This window comes from Streptomyces sp. WI03-4A, from assembly GCF_033792105.1.
GTDB classification, from domain to species: domain Bacteria; phylum Actinomycetota; class Actinomycetes; order Streptomycetales; family Streptomycetaceae; genus Streptomyces; species Streptomyces collinus_A.
Window position 1 is genome coordinate 181,063 of sequence record NZ_JARAUO010000004.1, and the last position, 24,231, is coordinate 205,293.

Consider the following 24,231-nt stretch of genomic DNA (forward strand, 5'->3'; position numbering starts at 1 on the left):
GTCCTTGCGTACGGGGCGGGTGCGTGACGCGGGGCTCGGTCAGACGGTGCCGGTGCGGCGCGCGGTGCGTCCGGATATCTGCAGGCGGTCGATGATCCCGGTGGCGGGGTCGCGGTGGAAGCGACCTCCCGGCTCGTGCCGGCCCGTGGCAGGGTCGACCAGGTCGCAGGACAGGTCCGGATAACACACCAGCGGGATGGGGCAGTCGCCGTCCACGGACAGCGTCGGTGTGCCGTCCCCGTCGAGTTTGACCGCGTACTCGGTGCTCCCGTTGCGGTACGTGCCGGCACACCCCGGCAGCGGTACGGCGGGACCGCGGCGGGCCGGGACCGCCGCGGCCGGCACACGGATGCCGGTGAGCCGGGCGAGGTCGGCGGCGAGGTCCCGCCACAGGGCGGTGGCGCCGCCTGCGTTGCCGGTGAAGGCGACGACGACGCCGCTGTCCGGCTCGGCCCGCAGGTGGCAGGAGGTGCCCTGGGCGTTCCCGTCGTGACCGCACCACAGACGGTCGTCCTGCTCGAAGAGTGCGAGGCCCAAGCCCCAGGAGTCCGCCAGGGCACCCGGGTGGGCGGCCGGTTCGGGGCGGCGCATCCGGGCGGCGGCGGACGCGGGCAGGACGGTGGACCGGCCGATGACCGCCCTGCCCAGGGCCGCGAGGTCCTCGGCGCTGGCCAGCAGGGCTCCGGCCGGGGCCTCCACGGGCGCGAGGTTCTGGTGGGCGGGGCGCACCAGGCCGGTGGCCGTGTTGAGGGCGTGACCGGTGGCTATCGGCCGCGCGGGAGCGGTGTCGCCCAGGAAGGCGGGGACGATGCCCAGGGGTTCGATGAGGAGCGCGCGCAACGCTTCCTGCCACGTCATGCCGGTCACTTCGGACACGAGCCGGCCGGCGGCGACGTAGCCGGCGTTGGAGTACGAGAAGCCGGTTCCCGGCGGGAACAGGGCGTTCCGCGCGGTGCAGACCGCGGAGAGGTAGCGTGCGGCGGTGGTGCCGGCGGCGCTGTCGGAGTCGGGTCCGGTGGGCAGGCCGGCGGTGTGGCTGAGCAGGTGCCGCACGGACACCTCGGGTAACGGCCGCAGTTCCGGCACGAGTTCCGCGGCGGGCTCGTCGAGGTCGAGGTCTCCGTCGTCGGCGAGGAGCAGCACCGCGGCGGCCGTGCCGATCTTGGTGACCGAGCCCAGGGGTACGGCCGTGTCGGCGGTGAAGGGGGCTCCCGTCGCGGCGTCGGCCGTGCCGGTGTGCACGCTCAGGGTGTGGGTGCCGGTGTGGACGGCCAGCTGGGCGCCGGGGACACGGTGGGCGCGGGCCAGTGCGTCGAGGCGGCTCTGCACCTCGTCGCGCAACGGGGACTGTGGCCGCTCGGCGGCCGGGGCAGCACTGTGGTACGGCATCAGCGGGGGACTCCTGGTGAGAGCGGGTGCGGGGAGGGAACGCGGCCGGTCCGCGGGTGAGCGGTGCGGAGCCTGCGCGCGCCGGCGCGTCAGGGCCTGGTGACGGCGATCGGCAGGTGGCGTACGCCGACGAGGACGGCCGGGTTCTGGTACGTGACGTCGTCGTAGGACGGGACCGCGAGGGTGGGGAAACGTTCCGTCAGCATGCGGAGCGCGATCCGTGCTTCCAGGCGGGCCAGGGGCGCGCCGAAGCAGAAGTGGATGCCGTGGCCGAAGGTCAGATGGGGATTCGGACTGCGGGCCACGTCGAAGACGTCCGGGTCGGTGAAGCGGGACGGATCGCGGTTGGCGGCACCCAGGTGCACCATCAGCAGAGTGTCGGCCGGGATCTCGTGGCCGCCGAGCACCACCGGTCTGGTGGTGCGCCGCCCCAGCTCGGGAAAGGGCGGCAGCCAGCGCAGCACTTCCTCGACGGCGTCCGGCAGCCTGCCGGGGTCCTCGCGCAGCGCGGGCAGGGTTCCGGGGTGGCGGTCGAAGGTGACCACGGCGTTGCCGAGCAGCGCGGTGGTGGTGATGTGCCCGGCCACCAGCAGCAGGGCGACGAATCCGACGATCTCCTCGTCCGCCAGGCGCGTCCCGTCCACCTCCGCGGCCAGGAGCCGGCTGGTGAGGTCGTCCCCGGGCCGGGCCCGGCGGCGCCGGATGTGGTCCAGCACGTAGCCGTTCATCTCGCGCACGGTCGGGGCGATGGCCTCCAGCGCCCGTTCCAGGTCGGCCATGTCGAGGCTGTCACCGAGCTGGTCGCCGCCGAAGAGGGTGCCGGCCCACTCCTGGAAGAGTCTGTGGTCGTCGGCGGGGATGCCGAGGAGTTCGGCGATCACGATGATCGGCAGGGGGTAGGCGAGGGTGTCGACCAGGTCGAACCGGTCCCGGTCGGCGACACCGTCGAGGAGACGCGCACAGACGTCCTCGATGCGCGGTTCCAGCCCGTGGACCACCCGGGGGGTGAAGGCCTGGCTCACCAGCGTCCGCAGTTTGCGGTGTTCCGGCGGATCCATGCCGACGAAGTTGCCCTGCCGGAAGACCTCGAAGTCCTCCTGGGTGGGAGTGATCGTCGTGAGGTCGGAGGAGTAGGTCGCAGGGTCGGCCAGTACGGCGGAGACTCCCTGATGGTCCACGACGCGCCACTGACCCTGCGCTTCGTCATAGGTCACGGGGCCCGCCTCACGTAAGGACCGCCACCGCTCGGGTAACGCGCTCAAGGGCGATGCGATCCCGGTCGGTCGAGTGCTTGTCACCGGTTCTCCTTGGGTGAGGACGCGCGGGCCCGGCGTGGGCCGTCCACGGTGGTGGGGGTCGCCGGACGGGTAGCCCGTGTCGTGACGGGCGCGGTCGACAGGTCTGGTACCACGGGGGCAGCTCTCACTCCGCGCGAGACGGCCGAAGCGCGGTCGGGCACCGGCCAGCCGCTCGGGGCGTCCCGCCCGTGCGTCCCGTCGCGGCATGCGACGTGGTCTCGGAGGGCGTCAGTCTGCCCAGGGTCGGGTTCCGTCTGCCCAGGGTCGGGGTCCATCCGGCAGGGCGGTGGTTCCGGGTGATCCGAAGATCCGCCGCGCGGCCGGCAGGTCCGCGCGTCCGCGGCCTTGCAGCGCGCGCCTCGGGCACCCAGCAGACATCTCCACATCCCCCAGTGACTCAGCCCGCGCGATGAGCCGCGCGGGACTCCCCTGTGCCGCAAATGGTGCTTTTGTGTGCATGAAATGCGCTTCGACCCCATCCGTCCGGATCGAATGCGCTCACAGTTTTCACGTCGGGTGACGGAATGGCAACCCCCCGAAGTGGAAGGAGGCGACGGACCGGCACCGACCCAGCGCTACGAGCGTGTATCCCTTCGCGCCACCCTCAAACTCCCTGTGCCACAAAGGATTTGGACCTTCTTGCCGCCAACCGGGGCACAGCCGCCGCCACCTGCGCCGTTCCGTCTGGGACGCTGGAGACGTCCAGCCTCACGGTTTCGGCCATCCTGGGCGACGACAGCCACTGAGGACATGCGGCCCGGGGGCCGAGGGCGGGGGCTCCGCACAGGGAACTCCGCGGTGCGCCGGCGGAGTTCGCGACGCGCGTGGTCTCGGTGTGCGCACGACGCGCCTCAACGGGATAGGGGCAGTACGAGCGGGGTCCGGGGTGCCGCGGACGCGGTGCCCGTCCGGCTCGGTCAACGCCCCTCCGAGCCGGCGCACTCGGCGACGAGCCGCACGACGGTGTCCGGATGGTCCGTCAGGAAGAAGTGTCCCCCAGGGAGGATTTCCAGCCGGAAACCAGCGCTCGTGTGACTCTTCCAGGCCGCGGCCTCATCCGGCCCCACCCGGGGGTCCCGATCCCCCGTCAGGCAGAGTACGGGGGTGTCGACGACGGCGTCGGGGGCCGGCCGGTACCGGGTGACCGCCCGGTAATCATTGCGCAGAACGGGCAGGAAGAGGTCCATCAGATCCGGATCGCGGATGACCGCCGCGTCGGTGCCGCCGAGACCGGCGATGTGGTCCAGGATCTCCTGATCTGTGTCGCAGGCGGGTGTCTCGCGCGGCACCGAGGGGGCGGTCCGCCCGGAGACCACGAGACGGCAGTGTGCCGTCAGCCCCTCACGCGCGAGCCGGAGTACCGATTCGAAGGCGACGGACGCCCCCATGCTGTGGCCGACGAGCACGAGCGGTACAGGCTCCGCCGCCCACCGCCGCAGGGCCGGCACCACCCGGTCGGCGAGTCCTTCGACGGTCGCCACGAACGGCTCACCGAAGCGCTCCTGCCGCCCCGGGTACTGGACGGCCGCGACGTGGTGCGCCTCGGGGAAACGACGCGCGAAGGGAGCGTAGAACGAGGCGGCGCCACCGGCGTGCGGGAAGAAGAGCACCCGCGCGCGAGGCTCCGCGGCACCGCGCAGTGGCCTGATCCAAGGTTCGTCGCCCTTCACCGGCGCCCCCGCCCTTCGTTCTTGCGGCCAGGCCACGCGCCCCGGCCGACTCGGTGTGACCACCGCCGACCGTACGGTAACGCCCGCCGGCCGTCGAGGAGATCACCCGCGCGGCGCCCTCGAGCGGCGGAGCACCCGGGGAGGAGATCGCCGAGACTCCCTCCACTCCCCTGCCGGCACTCCTGCTCGAGCTCTGGGCCACCCTCTACCCTGCCGATCAGGAGAGAGACGACATATGAGCGACCCCTTCCGTCCACCAAGAGTCCCCCGGCGATCACGTCCTCGGCCGAGTTCGGAGTTCATAGTGCTTTTCGACATCACCCGCAGCCAGCTCGTCGAAAGCTTCGGCGAGGGCCGGATCGCGACCCTGCCCGTCACCGCCTTCCCGACCTCCGCCGTGAACACGGAGGGTGCCCGCCTCCTGCAGACCGTCGGTGTCCCCGCCGGGACACTATGGCTCCGTGAGCCGGATGGGGACTCCGGTCGGCTGCCCCGTGTCCAGGACGTCGTCGACATCGAGGACTTCGCGGACGTCTCGGAGGACGCGGACCAATGGCCTGTCGTCGGCTGGCTGCTCAACTCCCACCTTGCCCTCGCCCCCGGTTCCGGCAAGATCCATGCCTTCGACGCCGACGCGGAGATCGTGCAGGAACTCCACTCGGACGTCTCCTCCCTCATCCAGGTCACCGTCCGGTTTCAGCGCCTGCTCGAAACGTTCACCTTCAGCGGCGACGACCGCGACGAGCAAGCCGACTTCGAGCGCCTGGACGGCGAGGTCGAGCGCATTCGTGAGGAGACGAGCAGTATCGACCCGCTTCCCTTCCAGGACGGGGAAACCGTCTGGTCGGTAGTGGGCGATGAGATCGCCATGGGCCAGCGCTTCACGGGCAACAGCCCGGCAGCCCGCTCGCGCCCCAGGTGATCGCCGGGTGAAGTAACCCGGGCGCCGGTGTTCCGGGGGCCGGAGCCGGCTGGTCTCGCCCGTCGGCATTCCCGATGCCGGGACACCTGTTGCCGTATGTGCGATCCTCGACGCACTCGGCCCCCACGGTGAACTGGACTAAGAGCTGTCCCGCAATCGCCTGTATGCAGCCTGGCATGATCGACGGGTGTCAAGTGAACCTACGCGGCCGGGCCGCATGAAGTACGTCCTTTTTGACGTCGATGGTACGTTGATCGACGCGGTGAGCAACCAGCGCAAGGTCTGGGGAACCTGGGCGGAGCGGTACGGGCTGGATGCGGACGAGGTCTACCAGGTGGCTCTGCGGACCCGGCCGATGGAAACGTTCGCCCAGGTCGCTGTGGACCGAGACCCGCGCGCGTGCCTGGCCACGCTGCATGAGCTGGAGGACGAAGACGTCCGATCCGGCGTCTACGCGGCCTTCGACGGCGCGTCGGACCTGCTGCACAGCCTGCCACCGAAGTGCTGGGCGCTGGTGACCTCGAACTATGAGCACCGGGTGCGCGGCCGTTTCCTGCGTACGGGCTTGCCGGTGCCGGGTGTGATCGTGGACGCGGCCGCTGTCGAGGAGGGCAAGCCCTCTCCCGCCCCGTATCTGCTGGCCGCTGAGCAGCTCGGAGCCGAGCCGGGAGACTGCCTGGTTGTCGAGGATGCCCCGTCCGGAGTGCGGTCCGGCCTGGGCGCCGGGATGACGGTGTGGGGGGGTGAACGCCGCTGCCGGGGTGGAGGGCGTGCATCGCCACTTCGCCAGTCTGCGTGAGGCAGTTCCTCACATCCTGGCCTTCATGTCCGGCCCTCACGGGAACACCGCAGCCTGAGTCTGCCTGCCGTCACCGGGTGCCACTGAGATGATCTTTGTGTGGCTGGTGTGATCACGGCATCGGTGATCGTGCGCGAAGGCATCGAAGACACGGATCCCTCCCGGCGCGCCACGGTGCCGAACTGTGATGTAGACATGCGGAGTTCGCCGGGTGTGTGAGACATCCCTCGTCGTCGTGGCGTTGGGGGCCCGGGAAGGTCGACCATGTGGTCATGACTTCCTCGCCCCGCCCGTCGCACGTCGGTGGCCGGCCGGATCCCACAGGCGGGACTACCGCGCTCGGTGGGGAGTCCTCTCCCGCCCGCGGCTACCTGCTGGACAACGCGCGCGCCGAGGCGGGCGAGCGATTCGTCTGGCTGGCCGAGCTGTTCGACGGTGTGACGCGTGGGCACTTCGATCGACTTGGGGTCAGGGCCGGCTCGCGCTGCTGGGAAGTGGGGGCCGGTGGCCCCGGTATCCCGGAGGCGCTCGCGGCGGTCGTGGGTCCGACCGGGCACGTGCTGGCCACGGACATCGACCCGTCGTGGCTGAAGGAAGGCGACGGATACGAGGTGCGCCAGCACGACGTCGCCGCTGATCCGCCCCCGGAGCCGGGGACGTTCGATCTGGTGCACGCCCGGCTCGTGCTGGTCCATGTACCCGACCGGGTGAGCGCGTTGGCCACGATGGCGGCAGCGCTACGGCCGGGCGGCTGGCTGCTGGTCGAGGACGCCGATACCGCTCTGCAGCCGAGGGCGTGCCTGGAGGACAGCGGCGCTGCGCAGCGACGGGCCAACCGGTTGCGCGACGCGGTCCGGGAGCTGCTGGCGCGCCGCGGCGCGGACCTGTGCTACGGCCGGACACTGCCGCGGGCATTGCGTGAGGTGGGCTTGGTGGACGTCGCCGCGGCGGGCACCTTCCCGGTCGGCGGGCTGGCGTGCGACCGGCTGGAGGCGGCGACCATCCGGCACGTGCGCGACGAGCTGCTCGCGGCCGGGCTGGCCGACGACGCCGAGATCGACGCGCACCTGGCCGCCATCGACACGGGCGAACTCGACCTGACCCTCGCGCCGCTGATCTCGGCCTGGGGACGGCGTCCAGCCGAGCGCCCTCCGGCACTCGGTTAGGTGCGAATCACGGCGTTGTCCGATCTCCTCGGCTCTGTTCGTCGCAGGAGGCCGGGAAGCTCGCGCAGGTGCGCGCTGCGCGTCACCGGAGCCGGGGCCTGCCCGCGCACGGGGCTTCGAAGAACACGGAGTTCTCGACGCCCCGGGATCCGAGTGGAAGACCGTGCCTGCCGACGCCTCATCCCCGATCCCGGCTGCTCTCGACCGACTCTGCGAGCAGCCCGAACCCCGACGGCGCGGTAGCCGGTGATGACGCCGCCCTCTTCCGGGGCGCTTGACCTGGCGCAGGGACGCGGCGCTTGAACATGCTCCAGTCGTCGGAATGGATGGCACGCGAGCGTCACCGCTCACCGCTCCCCGCTCCGGGACGACGCCATGCCTCATTCGATCCGAAGGAACAGCCAGAGGCCCTGGGCACGCCGCAGCAGGACAGACCAGGCCCACCGCTCAGGAGCGCCCGGGGGGCGGGATCGTGTTGATCATGATGCCGATCAGCGCGGTGGCCGCCAACAAGATCAGCAGACCTACGGCCAGGCCGAGATCGCCGAGTACATCAGGCCAGCGAACGTGCGCGTCCCGCTCTGTCGAGGGACCCTGAAAGTCCTGGAACGTGTGCGATCCGGCCCGACGTCTGTGGGTCGGAGGTCTGCAGACGCTCGGCATGGCGATCTCGTGGCGGCGCTCGAAAGGTTTGCCCGGCAAAGCCGTATCCGATCACCAGTGCAGCTCGCCGCCAACTCACTGCCCGCCAGGGGACGGGCCTGACTGGAGGCGATGGGCACATGTGCTCCGACCCCACAGCCGCGAGCAGGCCTGATCCATCGGCCGGCGCCGAGGGGCGGTTGGCCGACGTGCTGGCGGGAGTCCTGGGGACCGATCGAGTGCCGCTGCCGCGCTGAAGAGGACGGCCCGCGTGTAGACGCCGGCCGTACCTGAGCCTTCCAGGGCCCACTCGTAGCCCACGACGGTGATCGTGGCGCCGAGGGAGGAAGTGCAGGCTCGCGGTGAGCGCGTTGTGCCCGTTCTTCGCGGCGAGCCGGCGGCGCTGTTCGTCGCCGTGGGCCGACTCCGACTCTTTCCTGATGAAGGGCGAGGAAATTCCCCCTCGAGCACGGTGGAGGGGGAATCCGGCCCGCGAAGCAGATGCGGCAGGAAAGCGATAGGACATCACCCGAACGGCCGAGCAGCGATGGCCTCACCCGTACGGCGGTCCCGGCATGCGGCCGATCGCCGCAACCGGAAGTCTAGGATCCGTCACTGGGCAGGGAGGAAGTGTCTGCTTCGTCCAGGTAGAGGCGCCTCGCGCCATGACCGAAGGAGACGCGTTGTCGCCCTGCGTCGGCAAAACCCGTTGGCGGCGATTTGCAGCATTTCTCGTGCCCAGCGTGGCGGCCTGCATGGCTCTCGGCATCGCCATGGGACAGGGTGTACTGGCCGCGTCGTTCCTCATTTCCGGCAAGGAGTTCCAGGTCACCGCTGACACGTTGACCGCTCGCGGATTCAGCGTGTACGGCATGGTGGACTCGACCAGGCAGGGCAAGCATGTGCCGGTGATGGTCACCGGATCCCGGTACTCGACGATCACCGAGCTGTGCCAGTCCGTACTGGTCGAGATCCCGATTCTGGGAGTGCAGACGCTGAGGCTGACCGGCGGAGACGAACGACCGGTCGAAGCAACGAACCTGTTCCTCGACACGACGTCCCAGGAGGCCGGTCAGGCGAACTTCAGAGGCCTCGAACAGGGAATCGCGCAGGGGGAGATCACCAAGGGTCCGATCAATCCGGGCGACAGGAACTCGCCCAACTTCGACCCCGACGGCTTTGGGCAGCAGGCCACGTCGGTCACCCTGACCGACGTGCGCTTGACCGCGGTCGCACTGACTGCCGGTACGTTCAACATCCCTGGCCTGCGCGTGCGACTCGAGCACGGTCGGCACGAATGCTTCTGAGTCCTGGGCGGACCGAAATCGCCGAACGTCCCAGCCGCCGCCTCACCCGGCCCGTACGCACGGCGTGCAGCTGATCAGGAAGACACGTGATCACCAAATTCCCAGTCAGGTGCCCCCGGCCGCGGGTCACCGCAGCGCGTGCCCGTCACGAGTTCAGAACCTGGCGTCGTGAACGTCCCTTCTGGGCGGGGCTCTTCACTATGACAGCGGGTGTGCCGATCCTGTACTGGCCGTACGCGAAGCTGGACCTGGGCGGGATTCCGCTGGCCCTGTCGACGACGTCAGGGGCCGGAGCCCTGATCATCGGAGTTCTGCTCGTCACTCTGGGGCTCTCCCTCTGGTACCAACCTCACCTCCGGATGTTCTCCGGGATCGCCACCCTCGTGCTCACCCTCGTCTCCTTCCCCGTGGCGAACTTCGGCGGCCTCTTCCTCGGGCTGATCTCCGGTCTGATCGGCGGCTCTCTGGCCTGCTCGTGGATGCCCCATGATGCAGAGGCTCCAGAAGCGAGGACTACACCGCGCTCGCCGATCTGACACGAGGGCGCAGGGCCGGATCGGCAGATGGACGTCCTCGACGGCGGCTCACGGCGCCCACTGCTCCCTCGCCTGCCTGTCAGCGACGGTAGCCACCTGACTATGCATCAGAATGTTTACACCGAGCACCCTTTGTCTGCGAACCACGACGATGGCACTCTCGGAACTCCCCCCAAGCACGCTTCCGCCGATACCCGGGCGGGGCCGGCGGGAGCGTGCACCTGCGAAGGAGGAGACCTAGTGGCACACCTGACTCAGGATGGCGCTCCCGGTTGGCGAGATTCCAAGCGCTACCTCTGGCTCCTCGCGCTGGCTGTGCCCACGCTGCCGTTCCAAGCGGGCGCGCTGGCCGGGATGACTGGGCTCAGCGTCCTCTGGTGGTGGGGCCCGTTCTTCGCCTTCGTGCTCATCCCGGTCCTCGACCTCGTCACAGGACGGGACAGCGCCAATCCGCCCGAGGCGGTGATGAAAGCGCTGGAGGACGATCGTTACTACCGCTGGTGCACCTATCTCTACCTGCCACTGCAGTTCGGTGCCCTCGTGTGGGCGTGCGATGTGTGGGCGCACGGCGCACTGTCCCCCGCAGGAAACCTGGGGCTGGCCGCCACCACCGGGGTGGTGGCCGGTGTGGCCATCAACACCGCGCACGAACTCGGCCACAAGCGGGAGCGGGTGGAACGCCGACTGAGTCGCATGGCTCTGGCCCAGAGCTGCTACGGCCACTTCTACGTCGAGCACAATCACGGGCACCACATCCGCGTCGCCACTCCCGAGGATCCGGCGAGCTCACGCATGGGAGAGAGTTTCTGGCGCTTCCTCCCCCGCGCCGTGCTGGGCAGCGTCCGTTCCGCCTGGCGCCTGGAGCGGCGCCGGCTCAGTCGACGCGGGCGTCCGGTGTGGAGCGGGCAGAACGAGGTCCTGAGCGCGTGGGCCATCACCGTCGCGCTGTACGGCGCGCTCGGCGCGGTGTTCGGCTGGCGAGTCCTGCCCTACCTGGCTCTGCAGGGCGTGCTCGGTTTCTGCCTCCTCGAGACCGTGAACTACCTGGAGCACTACGGCCTGCTGCGCCAACGCCGCCCGGACGGTCGCTACGAACGGGTGTCGCCCCAGCACAGCTGGAACAGCAACAACACGATCAGCAACCTCTTCCTCTTCCAGCTCCAGCGCCACTCCGACCACCACGCCAATCCCCTGCGCCGCTACCAGACCTTGCGCCACTTCGACGAGGCACCTCAGCTCCCCTCCGGCTACGCCACGATGATCGTGCTCGCCTGGTTCCCCCCGTTGTGGCGGCGGGTGATGGACCCGAGGCTGCTCGCCCATTACTCGGGGGACGCCCGACGGGCGAACCTGCGTCCCGCGTTGCGCGGTCGGCAGGTGACAAACGCCGAGGGCTCGCCCGGCGGTGCACCGGGCCGAGCCTGACCGGGCCCACCCCTCTGGCGGGCGGCGGACGGCGGGCTCGGTTCTCTTCCACCGCCTGGCAGGGCCAGGGTTCACATGACCGCGCCTCGGCCTGTCATGACTTCAGCAGGCAGAGGGGGCCGGCGGGGTCCGGCACGGTCGGTTCCACCGGACGGGACCGGCCGGTGCGCAGGCGGCGCGCGGTGGCTGGGCAAGGTACGTCACTTGACCTCATGGACCGTCCCTAGCACCGCGCTGGCCGCCCGGGCCACTCGGCTGGAGGCCTCGCCAAGGTCCGGCCCCGGCAGCAGCATATGGCTGACGGCGAGCCGAACGACGATGTCGGCTGCCTCGTCACGGCGGCCTTCCGGTGCTTCTGGTACGACCTCGCCGAGCCAGGCGGCCACCAGGCGCCATGCCTGAGAGAAGACCGGTTCGGGCCGGCTGGTGAGGAACGGCAGCAGCGCGTCGGTGCCGCCGCGGGCCGCGGTCACCACGGCCCGTATGAAGGGGTTGCGCGCCGCTTCGGCCAAGGCGTGATGGACGCCGGCCTCCAGGGCAGCGGGGACGCTGTCACGGTGGGCGGCCAGCACTTCGGCGACTCCCAGGAGGAAACGCTCCGTCTCGCGGTGCACCAGCGCCGTGCCGATTCCGGCGCGATCACCGAATTCGGCGTAGATGGAGGGACGGGAGACCTCCGCGCGCTGGGCGAGATCGGCCACGCGGACCCGGTCCCAACCGGCTTCGGAGGCGAGCTGCCATGCCTCCTGCAGTACCCGCGCGCGCATCTGTTTGCGCCAGGCGACACGAGGCGGGTCCGGCGGTTGTTCAGTCGTGGGTCGGGCTCCCGGGAGAGGGCGTTCGGATCGCATGCGGTCAGTCTGCGACACCCCCGTTCGACCCCGCAGCCGGATCCGGGGTCGCGCGGCAGCGGTGGCGGTTGCGGCCCTGTCCCGCGCCGCTTCCGGTGCATGGTGTCTCCTGGCTCGGGCGCCCGTCCTGCGGATGCGCCCGTCCGGGTCACCAGTGATAGCGGCCGGCCCGCGGTCGGGCGAGGGTGGACGCAGCCTCGTCACCACTGCCGTCCTTCAAAGGGAGCACCTCCATGTCCAGGACGTGCCGAGTGCGGCGAGGGCGTGAGTGACGTGCGCGGGTGAGTACGGAAAAGGTGACGATGGCCATGGCCAGCTGTCCGACGACGTGCGGGGGGCCTGTGTGAGTGCCGCTGGTGCGGCGGCGGCACGCCCCGATGACCCCTGGGGCGGCCGGCTGTACGCCGAAGCAGTCGACGCAGGGCGGGGCGATCTGTCACTGCGCGACGGAGAAGGCTGGTGGGCGCCCCTTGACGTAGCCAGGTGGTCCGGGCGGGCCGATACCGAGGATCAGAGGGTTGTGGAGCGCTGCGTGGGCCGTGTACTGGACATCGGCTGTGGCGCCGGACGGATCGTCGAAGCTCTGACTCTGCGCGGGCACGAAGCGCTGGGCATCGACGTCTGTCCATCGGCCGTGGCCGCGACGGTCAGCCGGGGCGGCGCCGCGCACAGCGGGTCAGTATTCGATCAGCTGCCGGCTGAGGGCTGGTGGGACACGGCGCTGCTCCTCGATGGGAACATCGGCATCGGCGGGGAGCCGCGCATGCTCCTGCGTCGTGTCCGGGAGCTTGTTCATGATCAGGGGCTGCTGATCGTGGAGACGTCCGGTGCCGACGTCGACGAACGCCGTCGCGTTCGCATCCACTTGGATCATCAGGCCGCGAGCCCCGCCTTCGCCTGGGCCGTCGTCGGAGCCCGCGCCCTGGTCGGGCACGCCCGGCTGTCGGGCTGGACGAGGGTCGAGCAATGGTCCACCGGCTCACACGATCGCCACTTCGTCGTCCTGCGCGCCTGCGTCTGAGCGCGTCTCCAGCTGTAGAGGAGGCCAGGTCCCACTCCCCCGGACGAGCACCTTCTGGGTGGTGGAGTGCGGGCACCCATCAGCACGGCCTGTCGTGCCAGTCCGTGGCAGCCCCCGCACATCCGGTGGTCAGACCAGGCCGATCCGCTGGGCGATGTTCTCTCCGTGCCGCAGGCGTTGGTGCGCGGCCTCCCCGAGCGACACGATGACCGACGCGACGACGGTCTCGATCACGGCCATCGTCGGGACCAGGCTGTCGTACGGTGAGGGCGAGGTGACCTGGCTGGGCAGGACGACCTCCGAGTGCGCGGTCACCGGGGAGAGCCACGTGTCGGTGAAGAGAACGACCTTGCCGCCCCGCTCCCGCACCAGCTGAGCCATGGCCACCTTGTCCTCCTCGTAGCGCCGGTAGTCGAAGACGACGAGCACGTCGCGGCGTGTCAGCGCGGCCAGGGTGGCGGTGCGCTCGACGTCACGATCGGGGAGGAAAGCCACGTCGTCGCGTAGTTGCATGAGGTGGAGACCGAGGTACTGGGCCAGCAGATGGGTGAAGCGGCCGCCGGCGAGGACGATCCGTCGTTTGGGGTCGGCGAGGAGCTGGGTGGCTCGGTCGAGGTCGTGCGGCGGGAGTTCGGCCAGGGACTGGGTGAGCGCGGCGGCGAACAGCCTGCTGCCGCTCTTCAGCAGCGGTTCGTCGGCCTCCGAGTGGTCAGGGGCGTCGGAGCGGGTCAGGACGGCCGATTCGTACAGCGCCAGCGGTGAGGCGCTTCGTTCCTCGAGTTCGTCGCGCAGGGCCGCCTGGAACTCGGGGTAGCCGCGGAAGCCGAGGCGTGCGACGAACCGGAGGACGGTCGGTGCGCTGACCGCGGCGCGTTCGGCGATGGTTGCGATGGTCTCGAACCCGGGTGCGGGATATCCCGCCAGCATGACCCTGCCGACTTTGCGTTCGGCGGGGCTGAGTTCCCCCAGCTTGAGCCGGATTTTGTCGGCGAGCGTGCCTGAAGCCATCGAGAAGTTCCTTTTCCGAGCCGGGAGGCCTTGTCCATGGAGCCTACGGGGCGGGTACGGAGCCCGTGGTGCCCGGATGAGGACCGGGGCCGTGCATTTCCTGCGCGCTCGGCGGGCCGAGGGCTCTGTCGCGCCGCTCTCGGGGAGCCCTCGGGCCGGCCTGCGCGGGAAGCCTCACTTCGGGGTGATCGACACCGTCATCCCGATGAGGGTGTCCGCCGTCGTGCCGTCGTTCGTCAGGGACGTGAAGTGCCGGTCCTTGTGGAAGGTGACGGTGAACCGCGGGCCGGACTCGAATGTGGTGGCGGTGGCCTCCCGCTGCCCCGCGGACTGCGCGAGGGCGCGCGCGGTGCCCCGGAAGCTGTAGGGGACGCCGTCGTCGTCGGCGAGGGAGTAGAAGACGTCGTCGTTCGCAGGCACCGGAGTGCGATCCCGGGCGTGCAGCCGCTTCTTGTCGGACGCCGGCCGTACCCGCCAGCGGCGCGGCTCGTAGCGGTCGCCGTCGGTGAGGTAGTCGTAGGTGGCCCCGATGAGCGACCAGCCTCCGTCGCGTCGACTCACGCGGGTGTGCCGCAGGTCGAAGACCGCCAGGCCCTGAGGACCGACGACACGCATGCTCTCGTCGGGTGAGCCCGGGTGCTCGACGACGAGTGCGGTGTTCTCCTCCAGCGCGTAGACGCGCTGGTGGCCCGTGTCGGCGGCCAGGCGTAGCGAGCGGCCCTCACGTCCGGAGGTACCGGTGTGGGTGTCCAGCAGTCCTGAGCGAAGGAAGCCGAAGCCGCCTTCGGGCAGGTAGCCGAGCTTGGAGGCGTCGTCGAAGTAGCCGGGTGCGCTGCCGTCCCGCAGGGCCTCGTAGGAGTCGCCGCCGGTGATCATGTCGGCGCCGGCCGCGATCTGGGCACCGGCGCTGGACCCGGCCACCACGGCGCCCTGGGCGAGCTTGGCACGGATGGCGGCCAGCACCTTGGAGTCGGTGTGGCTGGAGCCGTGCAGGAGGCTGGTCACGTACCGGTACTGGTCGCCGCCGCCGAAGAAGAACCCGGTCATGCTGTTGACCTGGGCGACGACGCGGTCGGAGTCGGCTTCGGCGACGTGGTCGAGGTCGACGGGGATCCATTCGGCGTCGGCGGCGCCGTGACGGGTGAACAGGTCGGCGTAGTAGGCGCCGTTGCAGGCGGAGTTGGAGCACGTGGCCGGGTCACCGGCGTTCGGGTCCTGGCTCTCGGGCACGGAGGCGGCGGTCAGCACGCCGATCCGTGCGCGTCCTTTGCCGCCCGCCCGGTCGATGATTTCGCCGTACACCGGGTCGTTGTCGTCCTTCAGCCCGCCGCCGACCAGGACGAGCGATCCGGCGGAGCGGGGTTCGGCGGCCGGGTGTGCTGCGGCTGCCGGAGCGACTGTCAGAGCCAGCAGGAGCGTGGTGCTCGCGGCCAGGACGGTGCGACCGGCTCTGTGCGCAGTGGGCATGACGTGCCTCCAGGGAGTGTGCGGACATAGGTGATGTGCTGTGGGGCCGGCGGCCGCGATGCGGGATCGGCAACGGCTGGTGCGTGTGGTTGCCGTGCCGGATGGCGGCCTTACCGGCCGGGCGGGGACAGCGGAGCCGGCCTAAGCCGCCGGATCAGGTCGCCGAGGCTGCTCGCGGCCGAGTTCGGCGATGAGCGAAGCGAGCAGGGCGACACGAGGGGCGACGGTGGTCGTGTCCAGCCACTCCTGGGGGCTGTGATCGCCGCCGCCCACCGGCCCCAGTCCGTCGAGGACGGGCACGCCCGCGCCGGCGATCAGGTTCGCGTCTCCCACTCCGCCCGTGGCGGCCGCCCCGATGGACAGCCCCATCTCCGCGCCGATGGACTGGGCGGTGCGCAGGAGACGCCGCGAGGCGTCGGTGTCCTCCATCGGCGGGCAGAGGTCGAGCTGCTCCACCCGCACGGTGGTCCCGGCGACCGCCGGATGTGCGGCGAGTTCCTCGATCGCCTGCCGGGCCTGCCGGATGCCTCGCGTCGTCGCCGAGCGGACCTCGACGTGCAGTTCCGCCTCGGGGCAGACGATGTTGATGCGGGTGCCGGCGTGCACCATTCCGACGTTGACCGTCACGTCGTCCCAGTGGCTGTTGAGTCCTTGGAGGGCGACGGTGAGGTGGGCCGCCGCCAGCGCGGCGTTCGCGCCCCGTTCCGGTTCGATGCCGGCGTGGGCGGCGCGGCCCGTGACGGTGAGCCGGAAGTCGGCGACGCCTTTGCGGGCGATCACGATGTCGCCGTTCTCCCGGGCGCACTCCAGCGCCAGGGCGTAGTGCATGCCGTGCGCCGCCTTTTCGGTGAGGGGGCGGCTCGCCGGGGAGCCGATCTCCTCGTCGGGGACGGCGAGGAACACCAGTTCGGCGTACTCCTGGAAGCCCGTTTCCTCGAGGATGCGCAGTGCCGTGAGACCCGCCACGAGGCCGCCTTTGTCGTCGCTCACCCCCGGTCCGTGGGCGTGCGAGCCGGCCAGGGCGAACGGCCGTTCCGCGGCGGTCCCGTCCTCGAAGACGGTGTCCATGTGCGCGGCGAGGAGAATACGGCGGCCGCCGTCTTCGACGGAGAGCGACCCTTTCTTCCGGGCCACGACCAGGTCGCCGGTGGCGCGGGCGCCGACAGGCGGCGGGCTGAGGCGGCGGGTGTCGAAGCCGAGGTTCCGCAGTCGGTCGCCGACGATCTCGCCGACGCGGTTGACGCCCGCGGGGCTGTACGAGCCGGAGTCGATCGCGACGAGCTCGGCCAGTTCCTTCAGGTATCGGGGCTGGTGGGCGCGGGCGAGCGTCAGCAGTGCGGCGGTGCGCGGCCGCTGACGGACCGGGGCGCTCACAGGACCTTCGAGAGGAATCCGCGGGTGCGTTCCTGCTCGGGGTCGACGAGGACCTGCTGGGGGTGTCCGGCTTCGACGACGACGCCTTCGTCCATGAAGACGGCCGTGTCACCCACCTCGCGGGCGAAGCCGATCTCGTGGGTGACGACGACCATGGTCATGCCGTCGGCCGCGAGGTGCCGCATGACGTCCAGCACGTCGCCGACCAGCTCGGGGTCGAGTGCGGAGGTCGGCTCGTCGAACAGCATCAGCTTCGGTTTCATGGCCAGGGCACGGGCGATGGCGACCCGCTGCTGCTGTCCGCCGGAGAGCTGCGCGGGGTAGTGCCCGGCGCGGTCGGCGAGGCCGACCCGCTCCAGCAGGCGCATACCGTCCTCCTGCGCCTCGGCGCGGCTGACACCCGCGACGCGTACGGGCGCCTCGGTCACGTTCTCCAGTGCCGTCAGATGGGGGAAGAGGTTGAAGCGCTGGAAGACCATGCCGATGTCGCGGCGGCGTGAGGCGACCTCCCGCTCCCGCAGTTCGTGCAGCCGGTCGCCCTGCCGGCGGTAGCCCACGAGCTGGCCGTCGACGGAGAGCCGGCCGCCGTCCACCGTCTCGAGGTGGTTGATGCACCGCAGGAACGTGGACTTGCCCGAGCCCGAAGGGCCCAGCAGACAGCACACTTCTCCCGCGCCGACGGTCAGGTCGATGCCTCTGAGCACCTCGAGCTTGCCGAAGTGTTTGCGCACGCCCTGTGCGTGCACCATGGGCGCGCTCATCGGTCCGACTCCTTCCTCGTGCGGCCCAGCGCGATGGCGCCTGCGAGCATGCGCTGCACGGGGGAGGTCCGGCCGCCTTGCGAAGTGCCGCGGCCGTAGCGCCGCTCCATCCAGGCTTGGGGGACGCTCAGCAGGCTGACCAGGGCCAGGTACCAGATGCTGGCGACCACGAGCATGGGAATGACCTGGTAGTTCTGCGCGTACACGTCCTGGATGTTCGACATCAGGTCGTGGGCGGCGATGACGGAGACGAGCGCCGTCATCTTCAGCATGTTGATGGTCTCGTTGCCCATCGGCGGGATGATCACCCGCATGGCCTGGGGAAGGACGATGCGGCGCATGGTCAGGGCGGGCCGCATGCCGAGCGAGTGGGCCGCCTCCGTCTGTCCCGGGTCGACCGACTGGATGCCGGCGCGCACGATCTCACTCGCGTACGCCGCCTCGTTCAGCCCGAGTGCGAGCAGGGCCGCGACCGCAGGAGTGAGCAGGGAGTTCGTGTCGGCCTGGACGAACGTGACGTGGGTGAACGGGATGCCGATCAGCACCTTCTTGTACAGAGCCGCGGCATAGCCCCAGAAGATGATCTGGACCAGCAGCGGCGTCCCCCGGAAGATCCACACGAACAGGGAAGAGAGTCCGTACAGGACGGGGTTGGCGGACAGGCGCATGACCGCGATCAGGGTGCCCAGGATCAGACCGAGGGCCATGGCCGCGGCGGTCAGCCACAGCGTCGTCGCCAGACCGTCGAAGATGAGGCCGGCGAAGAGGTAGTGCCCGATGACGTCCCAGTGCAGGTTGGCGTTCTTGGCCAGTGAACCGATCAGCCCCCCGACGGCCGCCACGGCCGCCACGGCGGCGGCCCAGCGGCCGTAGTGCCTCACCGGGACGATGTCGATGTGGTCGGGGGCGGACTCGCGGTGCGATGAGGCGCTCATGGCTGTGGAAGTGGCGGGCATCGTCAGTCCACCGCCGCGTTACGGGTGGCTTCCTTGACGGCGATCGAGGCGACGCCGTACTTGTCGAAGATCTTGCCGGCCGTGCCGTCGTCGATGAGGGCCTGAAGGGCCTTCTGCACCGCCTCGGTGAGTTCGGGAAGCTTCTTGCTGACAGCGATGCCGTTGGGCGAGGCGTGGTAGCCGCCCGGCGCCTTGGGGTCCTCCACCAGCTCGAAGGCCTTGCCGCCATCGGCCGTCTTCGCGGTCCAGCCCGCGGCGGGCTTGGTGAGCACGTCGGCCACGACCTTCCCCGACCGCAGGGCCAGCTGCGCGTCGGAGTCCTTCGGGAAGGTGGAGATGGCGATCTTGGGCTTGCCTGCCGCGGTGCAGTCGGTCTGCGTCTCGGTGAGCAGCTTGAGCTGGTTGGTGGCAGCCTGGACGGCGACCGGCGACCCGCACAGGTCGGTCAGCGTGGTGATCTTCTTCGGGTTGCCCTTGGCGACCAGGACGCCGGACCCGGACTGGGAGTAGTCGACGAAGTCGACCACCTTCTGGCGGTCCTTGTTGTCCGTGATCGCCGACATCGCGGCGTCGAACTTGCCGGCCTGCAGGGCGGGCACGATGCCGTCGAACTTCTGCGGGGTGAAGACGAACCTCACTCCGAGCTTCCCGCCGATGGCCTGCCCCAGGTCGTAGTCGAGTCCGGTGAGCTCCTGGCCGCCCTCACTGACGAACATCTCGAAGGGCGCGTAGGGCACGTCGGTCGCCACGTGGACCGTCCCGGACTTCTTGATGCCGGCGGGCAGGGCGTCGTGCAGGGCCTTGTCCTTCTTCACCGTCACTCCGGCGACCTTCACGGCGCCGGCCGAAGCGGCCTCACCGGTGTCCGACCCGTCGTCGCAGGCGCTCATCGTCGTCAGCGCCACGACGGCGGTCGCGACACCGAGCACAGTGCGGCGGGAGGAATGTGGCATCACGATCGGTCCCTCTCGAGGAGTACTGCCGGGGGAGGTCCGCCCTCGCCCTCTGACAGAGCAGGAAGCTACATTCCATCGACCTTCATGCATAGATGTAACGCCAATTACATTCCGGTGACGCGACCTCAGTCCCACGAAGAGTCCCGAAATGTGCGTAGATGCGGCATCTTCTTGACTCCGGCGGAGCCCCCGCCCGCGACTTCAGCCTTACATCTTCACGTCACACCCAGCGGCTTGTATGTTCCGCTACGGCCGCCCACACCCCTGCTGTCGATCCGTCATGACGGGGAGAGGGCAGGCACCCTCACGCCCATTTCGTCCCACAGCCCAGGAGCAACGATGACCTCACGCACGCTGAGCAGACCTCTCGCCTCGCTCCTGGTGATCGCGGCGGCCGCCACGACCCTCGCCGTCACCAGTGATCCCGCCCATGCCTCCGCGGACCGCATCCGCCTCGGCAGCGCATCCGATGTCAGCCGATCGAGCTGGTCGGGCCCCGCCTTCACCATGAACGGCGACGGCAGCGTGGTCGGTGGCTCCATGACGAGGGCCATCGACGCGATCCGCGGCGACAGCGGAAGCCTCGACGTCGTCGTGCTGGCCGGCTCGGCCCCCACCGCGGGCAGCAGGACCCCCGAGTGCGACACGATCACCGCGCTCTCCGGCGTCAACTCGTGCACCACCTGGACGCTCACCACCGCGTCCGACGGCAACAACACCCAGCTGAACACCGACGTCCGCGACGCGGAGTTCGTCTACTTCGCCGGCGGCGACCAGTGCCGCTACGCCGCCTGGAAGGGCACAGCGCTCCAGGCCTCAGTGCAGTCCGTCGTCGCCAAGGGAGGCGGCGCCGGGGGCGGCAGCGCCGGGCTGCACATCAACAGCTCCGTCGTGTACGACGCGTGCACCGCGAGCGCGACCTCGGCCGCCGCGCTCGCCAATCCCTACGACAGATCCGTCACGTTCACCACCGGCATGTTCAACTGGCCGAACTACGGCGACACGATCAACGACTCCCATTTCGTCGCCCGCGACCGCATGGGCCGCACCATGGCGTTCGTCGCCCGCGCCATCAAGGACGGCCTGACCACGCAGGGCAAGGCGTGGGGCGTGGGCATCAACGAAGGAGGCAGCTCCCTCTACATCGACAGGAACGGTCTGGCGACCCTCTACGGCAGCGACGCCTACGTCGTCCTCGGCGACCACCAGCCGGAGCAGGCCGTCGCCGGCAAGCCCTTGACCTTCTCGAACTACAAGATCTGGCACCTCACCGGCGGCCGGACCTTCGACTTCGCAAGCCGCCCCACCTGCGGCTACTACCGGCGCAGCGTCAACAACGGCGTGCCCGACGCCAACCTGTACAACGGCGCACCCGAGACCGGCTGCGGAACCTCGGGCGGCGGCACGACAGTGAGCGAGAGCGAGCCGAACGACTCCCGCTCCACCGCCGACGACATCGCGTCGAGCACGCCTTCGGTGACCCTGACCGGTGCCCTGAGCACTACTTCCGACCGGGACTACTTCAGGTTCTCTCTGACCTCGGGCGCGACCGCGACCATCTCCTGCGCGATCCCCGACGCGTACGACGCGGACGCCTATCTCCTCGATTCGTCCGGGAGCACGCTCACGAGGTCGGTGAACGACGGCCGAGGCAGCGACGAGTCCCTCACCTACACCCGCACGGCCTCGGGCAGCGGGACGTACTACCTGGATCTCGAGTCCTACGCCGGTTCCGGCTTCGCCACCTACGCCTGCGACGTGAACACCGCCTGACCGCTTGGTCCACGTCGCCACCGAGAGCGGGACCGAGACGGAATCCTTAACGTCCCGGTTCCTCGCACACGGGGGCATACCTGCCTGGGAACCCGTCGGGCGGCCCTTGCACCGGTTCGGCGTCGAGAGGCCTGGACCTGACGGCCCGGCCGTGTCTACTGGGGGGTGAGTCCGGTGACGGCGCCGCCGGGGTCGTCGGCCAGCGCGATGCGGGCGGTGATGCGTTTGCCGACCGGTTCGCGCTGTGCCTCGAAGCCCTGTGCGACCGCCATGACGATCTCCAGGCCGTGCTGACCCACCCGGCCCGCGTCGGCGGCCCTGGCCACCGGCAGCACCGGGTCGGAGTCCCACACCACGACCTCGACCGTGTCCCCGGCGATCCGCAGATCCAGCAGGACCGGCCCGGGAGCGTACTTGCGGGCGTTGGTGACCAGCTCGCTGACCACCAGCTGGGTCAGGTCCATCGCCCGCTGGGAGACCGGCAGACCGTGCACCGACTGCACCCGGGCCAGGAAATCGGCCGCCAGATGACGGGCCTGGGCGATCACCGACCCGTCCCCGTCCAACGCCACCGTGGTCTGGATCAACCGCTCGCCCGGCGTGGTGTCGTCCTCCCCCACGGGCACTGATTCCATCGCGGCCGCCTTCACTGCCCCAATCACCTGACGCGTATACCCGCACCAAGCAGGGTGACGCCTGACACCCCGGTGTTGCCTTCGTCTCATCCACGCATCACCTGGCATATGCGGGGCAACGATTCCAGGCGACGATCTCGCCGTGCCAGTATCACCCACATGACCGAGGAAGAAGTGGCGGACCCCCAGAACCTCCCACAGCCGGACCGGCTCCAGGTCACGGCCGACGCCACGGCCGACATCCATGTCCTGACGCCATCCGGGGAGATCGACCACCACACCGGTGACACGCTCCGACGGGCCCTGGACGCCGCCAGCACGCCCCGTACCCGCGTCGTGGTCGACCTCCACCAGGTCACCTTCATGGACTCCAGCGGCATCAACATCCTCATCGCCGCCCACCGCACCCTCACCGACGCCGGCGGCCGGCTCCGCCTCGCCCGCCCCACCGACTCCGTCCGGCGCACCTTGACCATCGTCGGCATCGACACTGTCATCGACTGCTACACCAGCCTCCCCGAAGCACTCAAGGACTGACGCATCCCGGGAAAGCCTCGTCGGAGGCGAGGGACGCACGGCCGACGCCGGCGATCACGACCGCGTGACGGGCCATAAATGCGTGCCCTGTTCGAAGCCCGCACCCTACGATCGCCCGGTACGGCGACTGGAGGGGACGAGAATGCTTGGGGACGACGGGGCAGCGGCGGCGATACGGCTGGCGGGAGACGCGCCGCTTCGCAGCACGCTTGATGTTGCTGACCCCGATGACTGGATGGCGCTGGACGCAGGAGTGCGTGAGGTGGCCTGGTACCGCAAGCCGTTCGTGCCGGAGTGGGAGCACTCCGCCCCACTGCCTGCCGACCTGAGCCGGCTCGGCGAGTCACGGCTCGCGCTCGCCCTCTGTCACCGCGACGGGCGTATCCGCCAGGAGGCGTTGCGGCAGTCGGTTCGCCACCCCGGTCTGCTGCCGCTGATCGTGATCCGTTGTGCCGACTGGGCCGGGCCCGTGCGCGAGCTGGCCCGGAAGTTGCTGGGCGAGGCTCTGGATGTGGACTCTGCCGTCGGCCTCGCTCCGTTCATCCTCCGCGTGGGCCGCCGCGACAGAGGTGCCTTCGGCGTCGATGTACTCGGTCGGGTCCTGCGTCAGGCATCCCACGGACAGCTCGCTCCTCTCTTCGGCGATCCCGACCGGATCGTCCGGCGGTTCGCCTACCGGCTGGCCGTAGAAGGCCGGCTGCTCAGTCCGGCTGAACTCGCCCGCGCGGCTGCCCTGGACGCGGACACCGTGGTTCAGGACCTGTGCGCCACAGCGGCGCTCGCGGCGCTCGGACATGAAGGAGCGTACGAGGACGTGCTGCCTGCGCTGCTGTCAGCGCGCAACCCGCGTACCCGGTCGGCCGGCGTCACCGGACTCCGGCGGGCGGGGTGGTCGAAGCAGGCGGAGTCGTTTCTCAGTGACCGTTCCGCGCTCGTGCGCGCTTGCGCCCGATACGTCGTACGCCAGCACGGAGGTGATCCGGTGGCCTGGTACCGCGATCGGTGCTCGTCACCCGGCGCCTTGGCGTTGCCGCCCGGTGCGGTCATCGGGCTGGCCGAGTGCGGGACCCGCGCGGACGCCGCACTGCTGCGTCCCCTGCTCGCGCACCAGGCGGCGGGGGTGCGAGCACGGGCGGTGGCAGGGCTGCGGGAACTGGACTGCGTGGATGCGAAGCAGTTGCGGCCGCTTCTCGACGACCCGGCCGCCGCCGTTGTCCGAGAGACGGCCGTCGCCCTGTTGCCCTCGGCAAAGGATCAGCCCGCCGACTGGCTGCTGCGGCGCACCGACTCCGAGCGGCCCCGGCACGTCCGCGTCGGCGCGTTCCGGCTGCTCGACGCACGCGGCGGCATCGTGGCGCTACGAGCGGCGGTCGGTCTCCTGGATGACCCGGATCCGAAGCTGCGCACCTGGGCCGGGCAGTCCGTGCAGCGCTGGCGTCCGTCAGCGGACGTACGAGGCTGCGAGGCGGAAGTGGAGCAGCTCCTCGACCGCAGCCGACACCTCTTCAGCGAATACGTGCTGCGCAGACGCAAATGGGCGGCCGGCGTGAGCAGCTGAGCACCGTCGGAGGCGCAAGGCAGGACGTCTCCTTGGGAGGCCCCGTGATCGGCAGCGATACTGCCGCGGTGCTGCTGAGATGGATCGCGGAGATCACGGACGAGCCCCTGGTGCCGGAACAGGTAGGCACCGCCTTCCGCCCAGCTACGCCATTGTGCGCCAACGTCCCCTGGTCGAGGT

At 70.1% G+C, this 24,231-nt stretch carries 20 protein-coding genes and 1 pseudogene; 10 read left to right on the top strand and 11 right to left on the bottom strand.

Going from position 1 to position 24,231, the window contains the following annotated elements; genetic code table 11:
• Positions 1-39 precede the first annotated feature (39 nt).
• The 3 genes from PV343_RS07145 to PV343_RS07155 form a co-directional block, all read right to left on the bottom strand.
• A complete protein-coding gene (locus tag PV343_RS07145) occupies positions 40-1,389 on the bottom strand; it encodes a serine hydrolase domain-containing protein (RefSeq protein WP_319145912.1) in 1,350 nt (449 codons plus the stop codon).
• Between the two features lie 89 nt (positions 1,390-1,478).
• Positions 1,479-2,687 (bottom strand): cytochrome P450, encoded by a 1,209-nt coding sequence (locus PV343_RS07150; protein ID WP_387951704.1) that lies wholly within the window; start codon positions 2,685-2,687, stop codon positions 1,479-1,481.
• Between the two features lie 917 nt (positions 2,688-3,604).
• Positions 3,605-4,357, bottom strand: a complete 753-nt coding sequence (locus PV343_RS07155; protein WP_319145914.1) for a thioesterase II family protein — start codon at positions 4,355-4,357, stop codon at positions 3,605-3,607.
• A 304-nt stretch (positions 4,358-4,661) separates the two neighbouring features.
• Between PV343_RS07155 and PV343_RS07160 the strand changes: the two genes are divergently transcribed.
• The 6 genes and pseudogenes from PV343_RS07160 to PV343_RS07185 all read left to right on the top strand — a co-directional run bounded on the left by PV343_RS07160 (position 4,662) and on the right by PV343_RS07185 (position 11,154).
• Positions 4,662-5,279 (top strand): SUKH-4 family immunity protein, encoded by a 618-nt coding sequence (locus PV343_RS07160; protein ID WP_319146032.1) that lies wholly within the window; start codon positions 4,662-4,664, stop codon positions 5,277-5,279.
• Positions 5,280-5,496: 217 nt separating this feature from the next.
• Positions 5,497-6,136, top strand: a pseudogene (locus PV343_RS07165) (HAD family hydrolase).
• Positions 6,137-6,350: 214 nt separating this feature from the next.
• Positions 6,351-7,244 (top strand): methyltransferase domain-containing protein, encoded by an 894-nt coding sequence (locus PV343_RS07170; protein ID WP_319145915.1) that lies wholly within the window; start codon positions 6,351-6,353, stop codon positions 7,242-7,244.
• Between the two features lie 1,307 nt (positions 7,245-8,551).
• Positions 8,552-9,193 (top strand): DUF6230 family protein, encoded by a 642-nt coding sequence (locus PV343_RS07175; RefSeq protein WP_319145917.1) that lies wholly within the window; start codon positions 8,552-8,554, stop codon positions 9,191-9,193.
• Positions 9,194-9,279: 86 nt separating this feature from the next.
• Positions 9,280-9,729 carry a DUF6114 domain-containing protein gene (locus PV343_RS07180; protein ID WP_319145918.1) on the top strand — a complete coding sequence of 150 codons (450 nt, stop codon included), beginning with the start codon at positions 9,280-9,282 and terminating at the stop codon, positions 9,727-9,729.
• A 354-nt stretch (positions 9,730-10,083) separates the two neighbouring features.
• Positions 10,084-11,154 (top strand): alkane 1-monooxygenase, encoded by a 1,071-nt coding sequence (locus PV343_RS07185; RefSeq protein ID WP_319145919.1) that lies wholly within the window; start codon positions 10,084-10,086, stop codon positions 11,152-11,154.
• Positions 11,155-11,354: 200 nt separating this feature from the next.
• Here the strand turns inward: PV343_RS07185 and PV343_RS07190 are convergent, their stop codons facing one another.
• Positions 11,355-12,005 (bottom strand): TetR family transcriptional regulator, encoded by a 651-nt coding sequence (locus tag PV343_RS07190; protein ID WP_319145920.1) that lies wholly within the window; start codon positions 12,003-12,005, stop codon positions 11,355-11,357.
• Between the two features lie 532 nt (positions 12,006-12,537).
• Here PV343_RS07190 and PV343_RS07195 point away from each other — a divergent pair.
• Positions 12,538-13,026, top strand: coding sequence for a class I SAM-dependent methyltransferase (locus tag PV343_RS07195; protein ID WP_319145921.1), 489 nt, complete (start codon positions 12,538-12,540; stop codon positions 13,024-13,026).
• 129 nt (positions 13,027-13,155) lie between these two features.
• Here the strand turns inward: PV343_RS07195 and PV343_RS07200 are convergent, their stop codons facing one another.
• From PV343_RS07200 to PV343_RS07225, 6 genes are all read right to left on the bottom strand, one after another.
• Complete coding sequence (locus tag PV343_RS07200) at positions 13,156-14,034, bottom strand: MurR/RpiR family transcriptional regulator (RefSeq protein WP_319145922.1); 879 nt, start codon at positions 14,032-14,034, stop codon at positions 13,156-13,158.
• A gap of 174 nt (positions 14,035-14,208) precedes the next feature.
• Positions 14,209-15,501 carry a cyanophycinase gene (locus PV343_RS07205; RefSeq protein ID WP_319145923.1) on the bottom strand — a complete coding sequence of 431 codons (1,293 nt, stop codon included), beginning with the start codon at positions 15,499-15,501 and terminating at the stop codon, positions 14,209-14,211.
• A gap of 141 nt (positions 15,502-15,642) precedes the next feature.
• Positions 15,643-16,875 (bottom strand): M20 family metallopeptidase, encoded by a 1,233-nt coding sequence (locus PV343_RS07210; protein ID WP_319145924.1) that lies wholly within the window; start codon positions 16,873-16,875, stop codon positions 15,643-15,645.
• Positions 16,872-17,624 carry an amino acid ABC transporter ATP-binding protein gene (locus PV343_RS07215; protein ID WP_319146033.1) on the bottom strand — a complete coding sequence of 251 codons (753 nt, stop codon included), beginning with the start codon at positions 17,622-17,624 and terminating at the stop codon, positions 16,872-16,874. Before PV343_RS07215 ends, PV343_RS07210 begins: the two co-directional genes overlap by 4 nt.
• A gap of 8 nt (positions 17,625-17,632) precedes the next feature.
• On the bottom strand, positions 17,633-18,571 hold the full coding sequence (locus PV343_RS07220; protein WP_319145925.1) for an amino acid ABC transporter permease: 939 nt from the start codon (positions 18,569-18,571) through the stop codon (positions 17,633-17,635).
• A gap of 23 nt (positions 18,572-18,594) precedes the next feature.
• Positions 18,595-19,545, bottom strand: a complete 951-nt coding sequence (locus PV343_RS07225; RefSeq protein ID WP_319145926.1) for an ABC transporter substrate-binding protein — start codon at positions 19,543-19,545, stop codon at positions 18,595-18,597.
• A gap of 342 nt (positions 19,546-19,887) precedes the next feature.
• On the opposite strand from PV343_RS07225, the gene PV343_RS07230 reads away from it, so the two are divergent.
• Positions 19,888-21,321, top strand: coding sequence for a pre-peptidase C-terminal domain-containing protein (locus tag PV343_RS07230; protein WP_319145927.1), 1,434 nt, complete (start codon positions 19,888-19,890; stop codon positions 21,319-21,321).
• A gap of 155 nt (positions 21,322-21,476) precedes the next feature.
• On the opposite strand, the gene PV343_RS07235 is transcribed toward PV343_RS07230, so the two are convergent.
• Entirely contained in the window at positions 21,477-21,956 is a 480-nt protein-coding gene (locus tag PV343_RS07235; protein WP_319145458.1) for an ATP-binding protein, read from the bottom strand.
• Between the two features lie 159 nt (positions 21,957-22,115).
• On the opposite strand from PV343_RS07235, the gene PV343_RS07240 reads away from it, so the two are divergent.
• Both PV343_RS07240 and PV343_RS07245 read left to right on the top strand, forming a co-directional pair.
• Positions 22,116-22,493, top strand: a complete 378-nt coding sequence (locus tag PV343_RS07240) for an STAS domain-containing protein (protein WP_319145928.1) — start codon at positions 22,116-22,118, stop codon at positions 22,491-22,493.
• Between the two features lie 142 nt (positions 22,494-22,635).
• Positions 22,636-24,051 carry a hypothetical protein gene (locus PV343_RS07245; protein ID WP_319145929.1) on the top strand — a complete coding sequence of 472 codons (1,416 nt, stop codon included), beginning with the start codon at positions 22,636-22,638 and terminating at the stop codon, positions 24,049-24,051.
• Positions 24,052-24,231: the final 180 nt, after the last annotated feature.

What these genes read in the sequence shown, in the direction of transcription:
- PV343_RS07145 (WP_319145912.1), bottom strand. Translation starts at nt 1,389, where the DNA reads ATGCCGTACCACAGTGCTGCCCCGGCCGCCGAGCGGCCACAGTCCCCG.
- PV343_RS07170 (WP_319145915.1), top strand. Translation starts at nt 6,351, where the DNA reads ATGACTTCCTCGCCCCGCCCGTCGCACGTCGGTGGCCGGCCGGATCCC.
- PV343_RS07175 (WP_319145917.1), top strand. Translation starts at nt 8,552, where the DNA reads ATGACCGAAGGAGACGCGTTGTCGCCCTGCGTCGGCAAAACCCGTTGG.
- PV343_RS07185 (WP_319145919.1), top strand. Translation starts at nt 10,084, where the DNA reads ATGACTGGGCTCAGCGTCCTCTGGTGGTGGGGCCCGTTCTTCGCCTTC.
- PV343_RS07190 (WP_319145920.1), bottom strand. Translation starts at nt 12,005, where the DNA reads ATGCGATCCGAACGCCCTCTCCCGGGAGCCCGACCCACGACTGAACAA.
- PV343_RS07200 (WP_319145922.1), bottom strand. Translation starts at nt 14,034, where the DNA reads ATGGCTTCAGGCACGCTCGCCGACAAAATCCGGCTCAAGCTGGGGGAA.
- PV343_RS07205 (WP_319145923.1), bottom strand. Translation starts at nt 15,501, where the DNA reads ATGCCCACTGCGCACAGAGCCGGTCGCACCGTCCTGGCCGCGAGCACC.
- PV343_RS07215 (WP_319146033.1), bottom strand. Translation starts at nt 17,624, where the DNA reads ATGGTGCACGCACAGGGCGTGCGCAAACACTTCGGCAAGCTCGAGGTG.
- PV343_RS07220 (WP_319145925.1), bottom strand. Translation starts at nt 18,571, where the DNA reads ATGAGCGCCTCATCGCACCGCGAGTCCGCCCCCGACCACATCGACATC.
- PV343_RS07225 (WP_319145926.1), bottom strand. Translation starts at nt 19,545, where the DNA reads ATGCCACATTCCTCCCGCCGCACTGTGCTCGGTGTCGCGACCGCCGTC.
- PV343_RS07230 (WP_319145927.1), top strand. Translation starts at nt 19,888, where the DNA reads ATGACCTCACGCACGCTGAGCAGACCTCTCGCCTCGCTCCTGGTGATC.
- PV343_RS07235 (WP_319145458.1), bottom strand. Translation starts at nt 21,956, where the DNA reads ATGGAATCAGTGCCCGTGGGGGAGGACGACACCACGCCGGGCGAGCGG.
- PV343_RS07240 (WP_319145928.1), top strand. Translation starts at nt 22,116, where the DNA reads ATGACCGAGGAAGAAGTGGCGGACCCCCAGAACCTCCCACAGCCGGAC.
- PV343_RS07245 (WP_319145929.1), top strand. Translation starts at nt 22,636, where the DNA reads ATGCTTGGGGACGACGGGGCAGCGGCGGCGATACGGCTGGCGGGAGAC.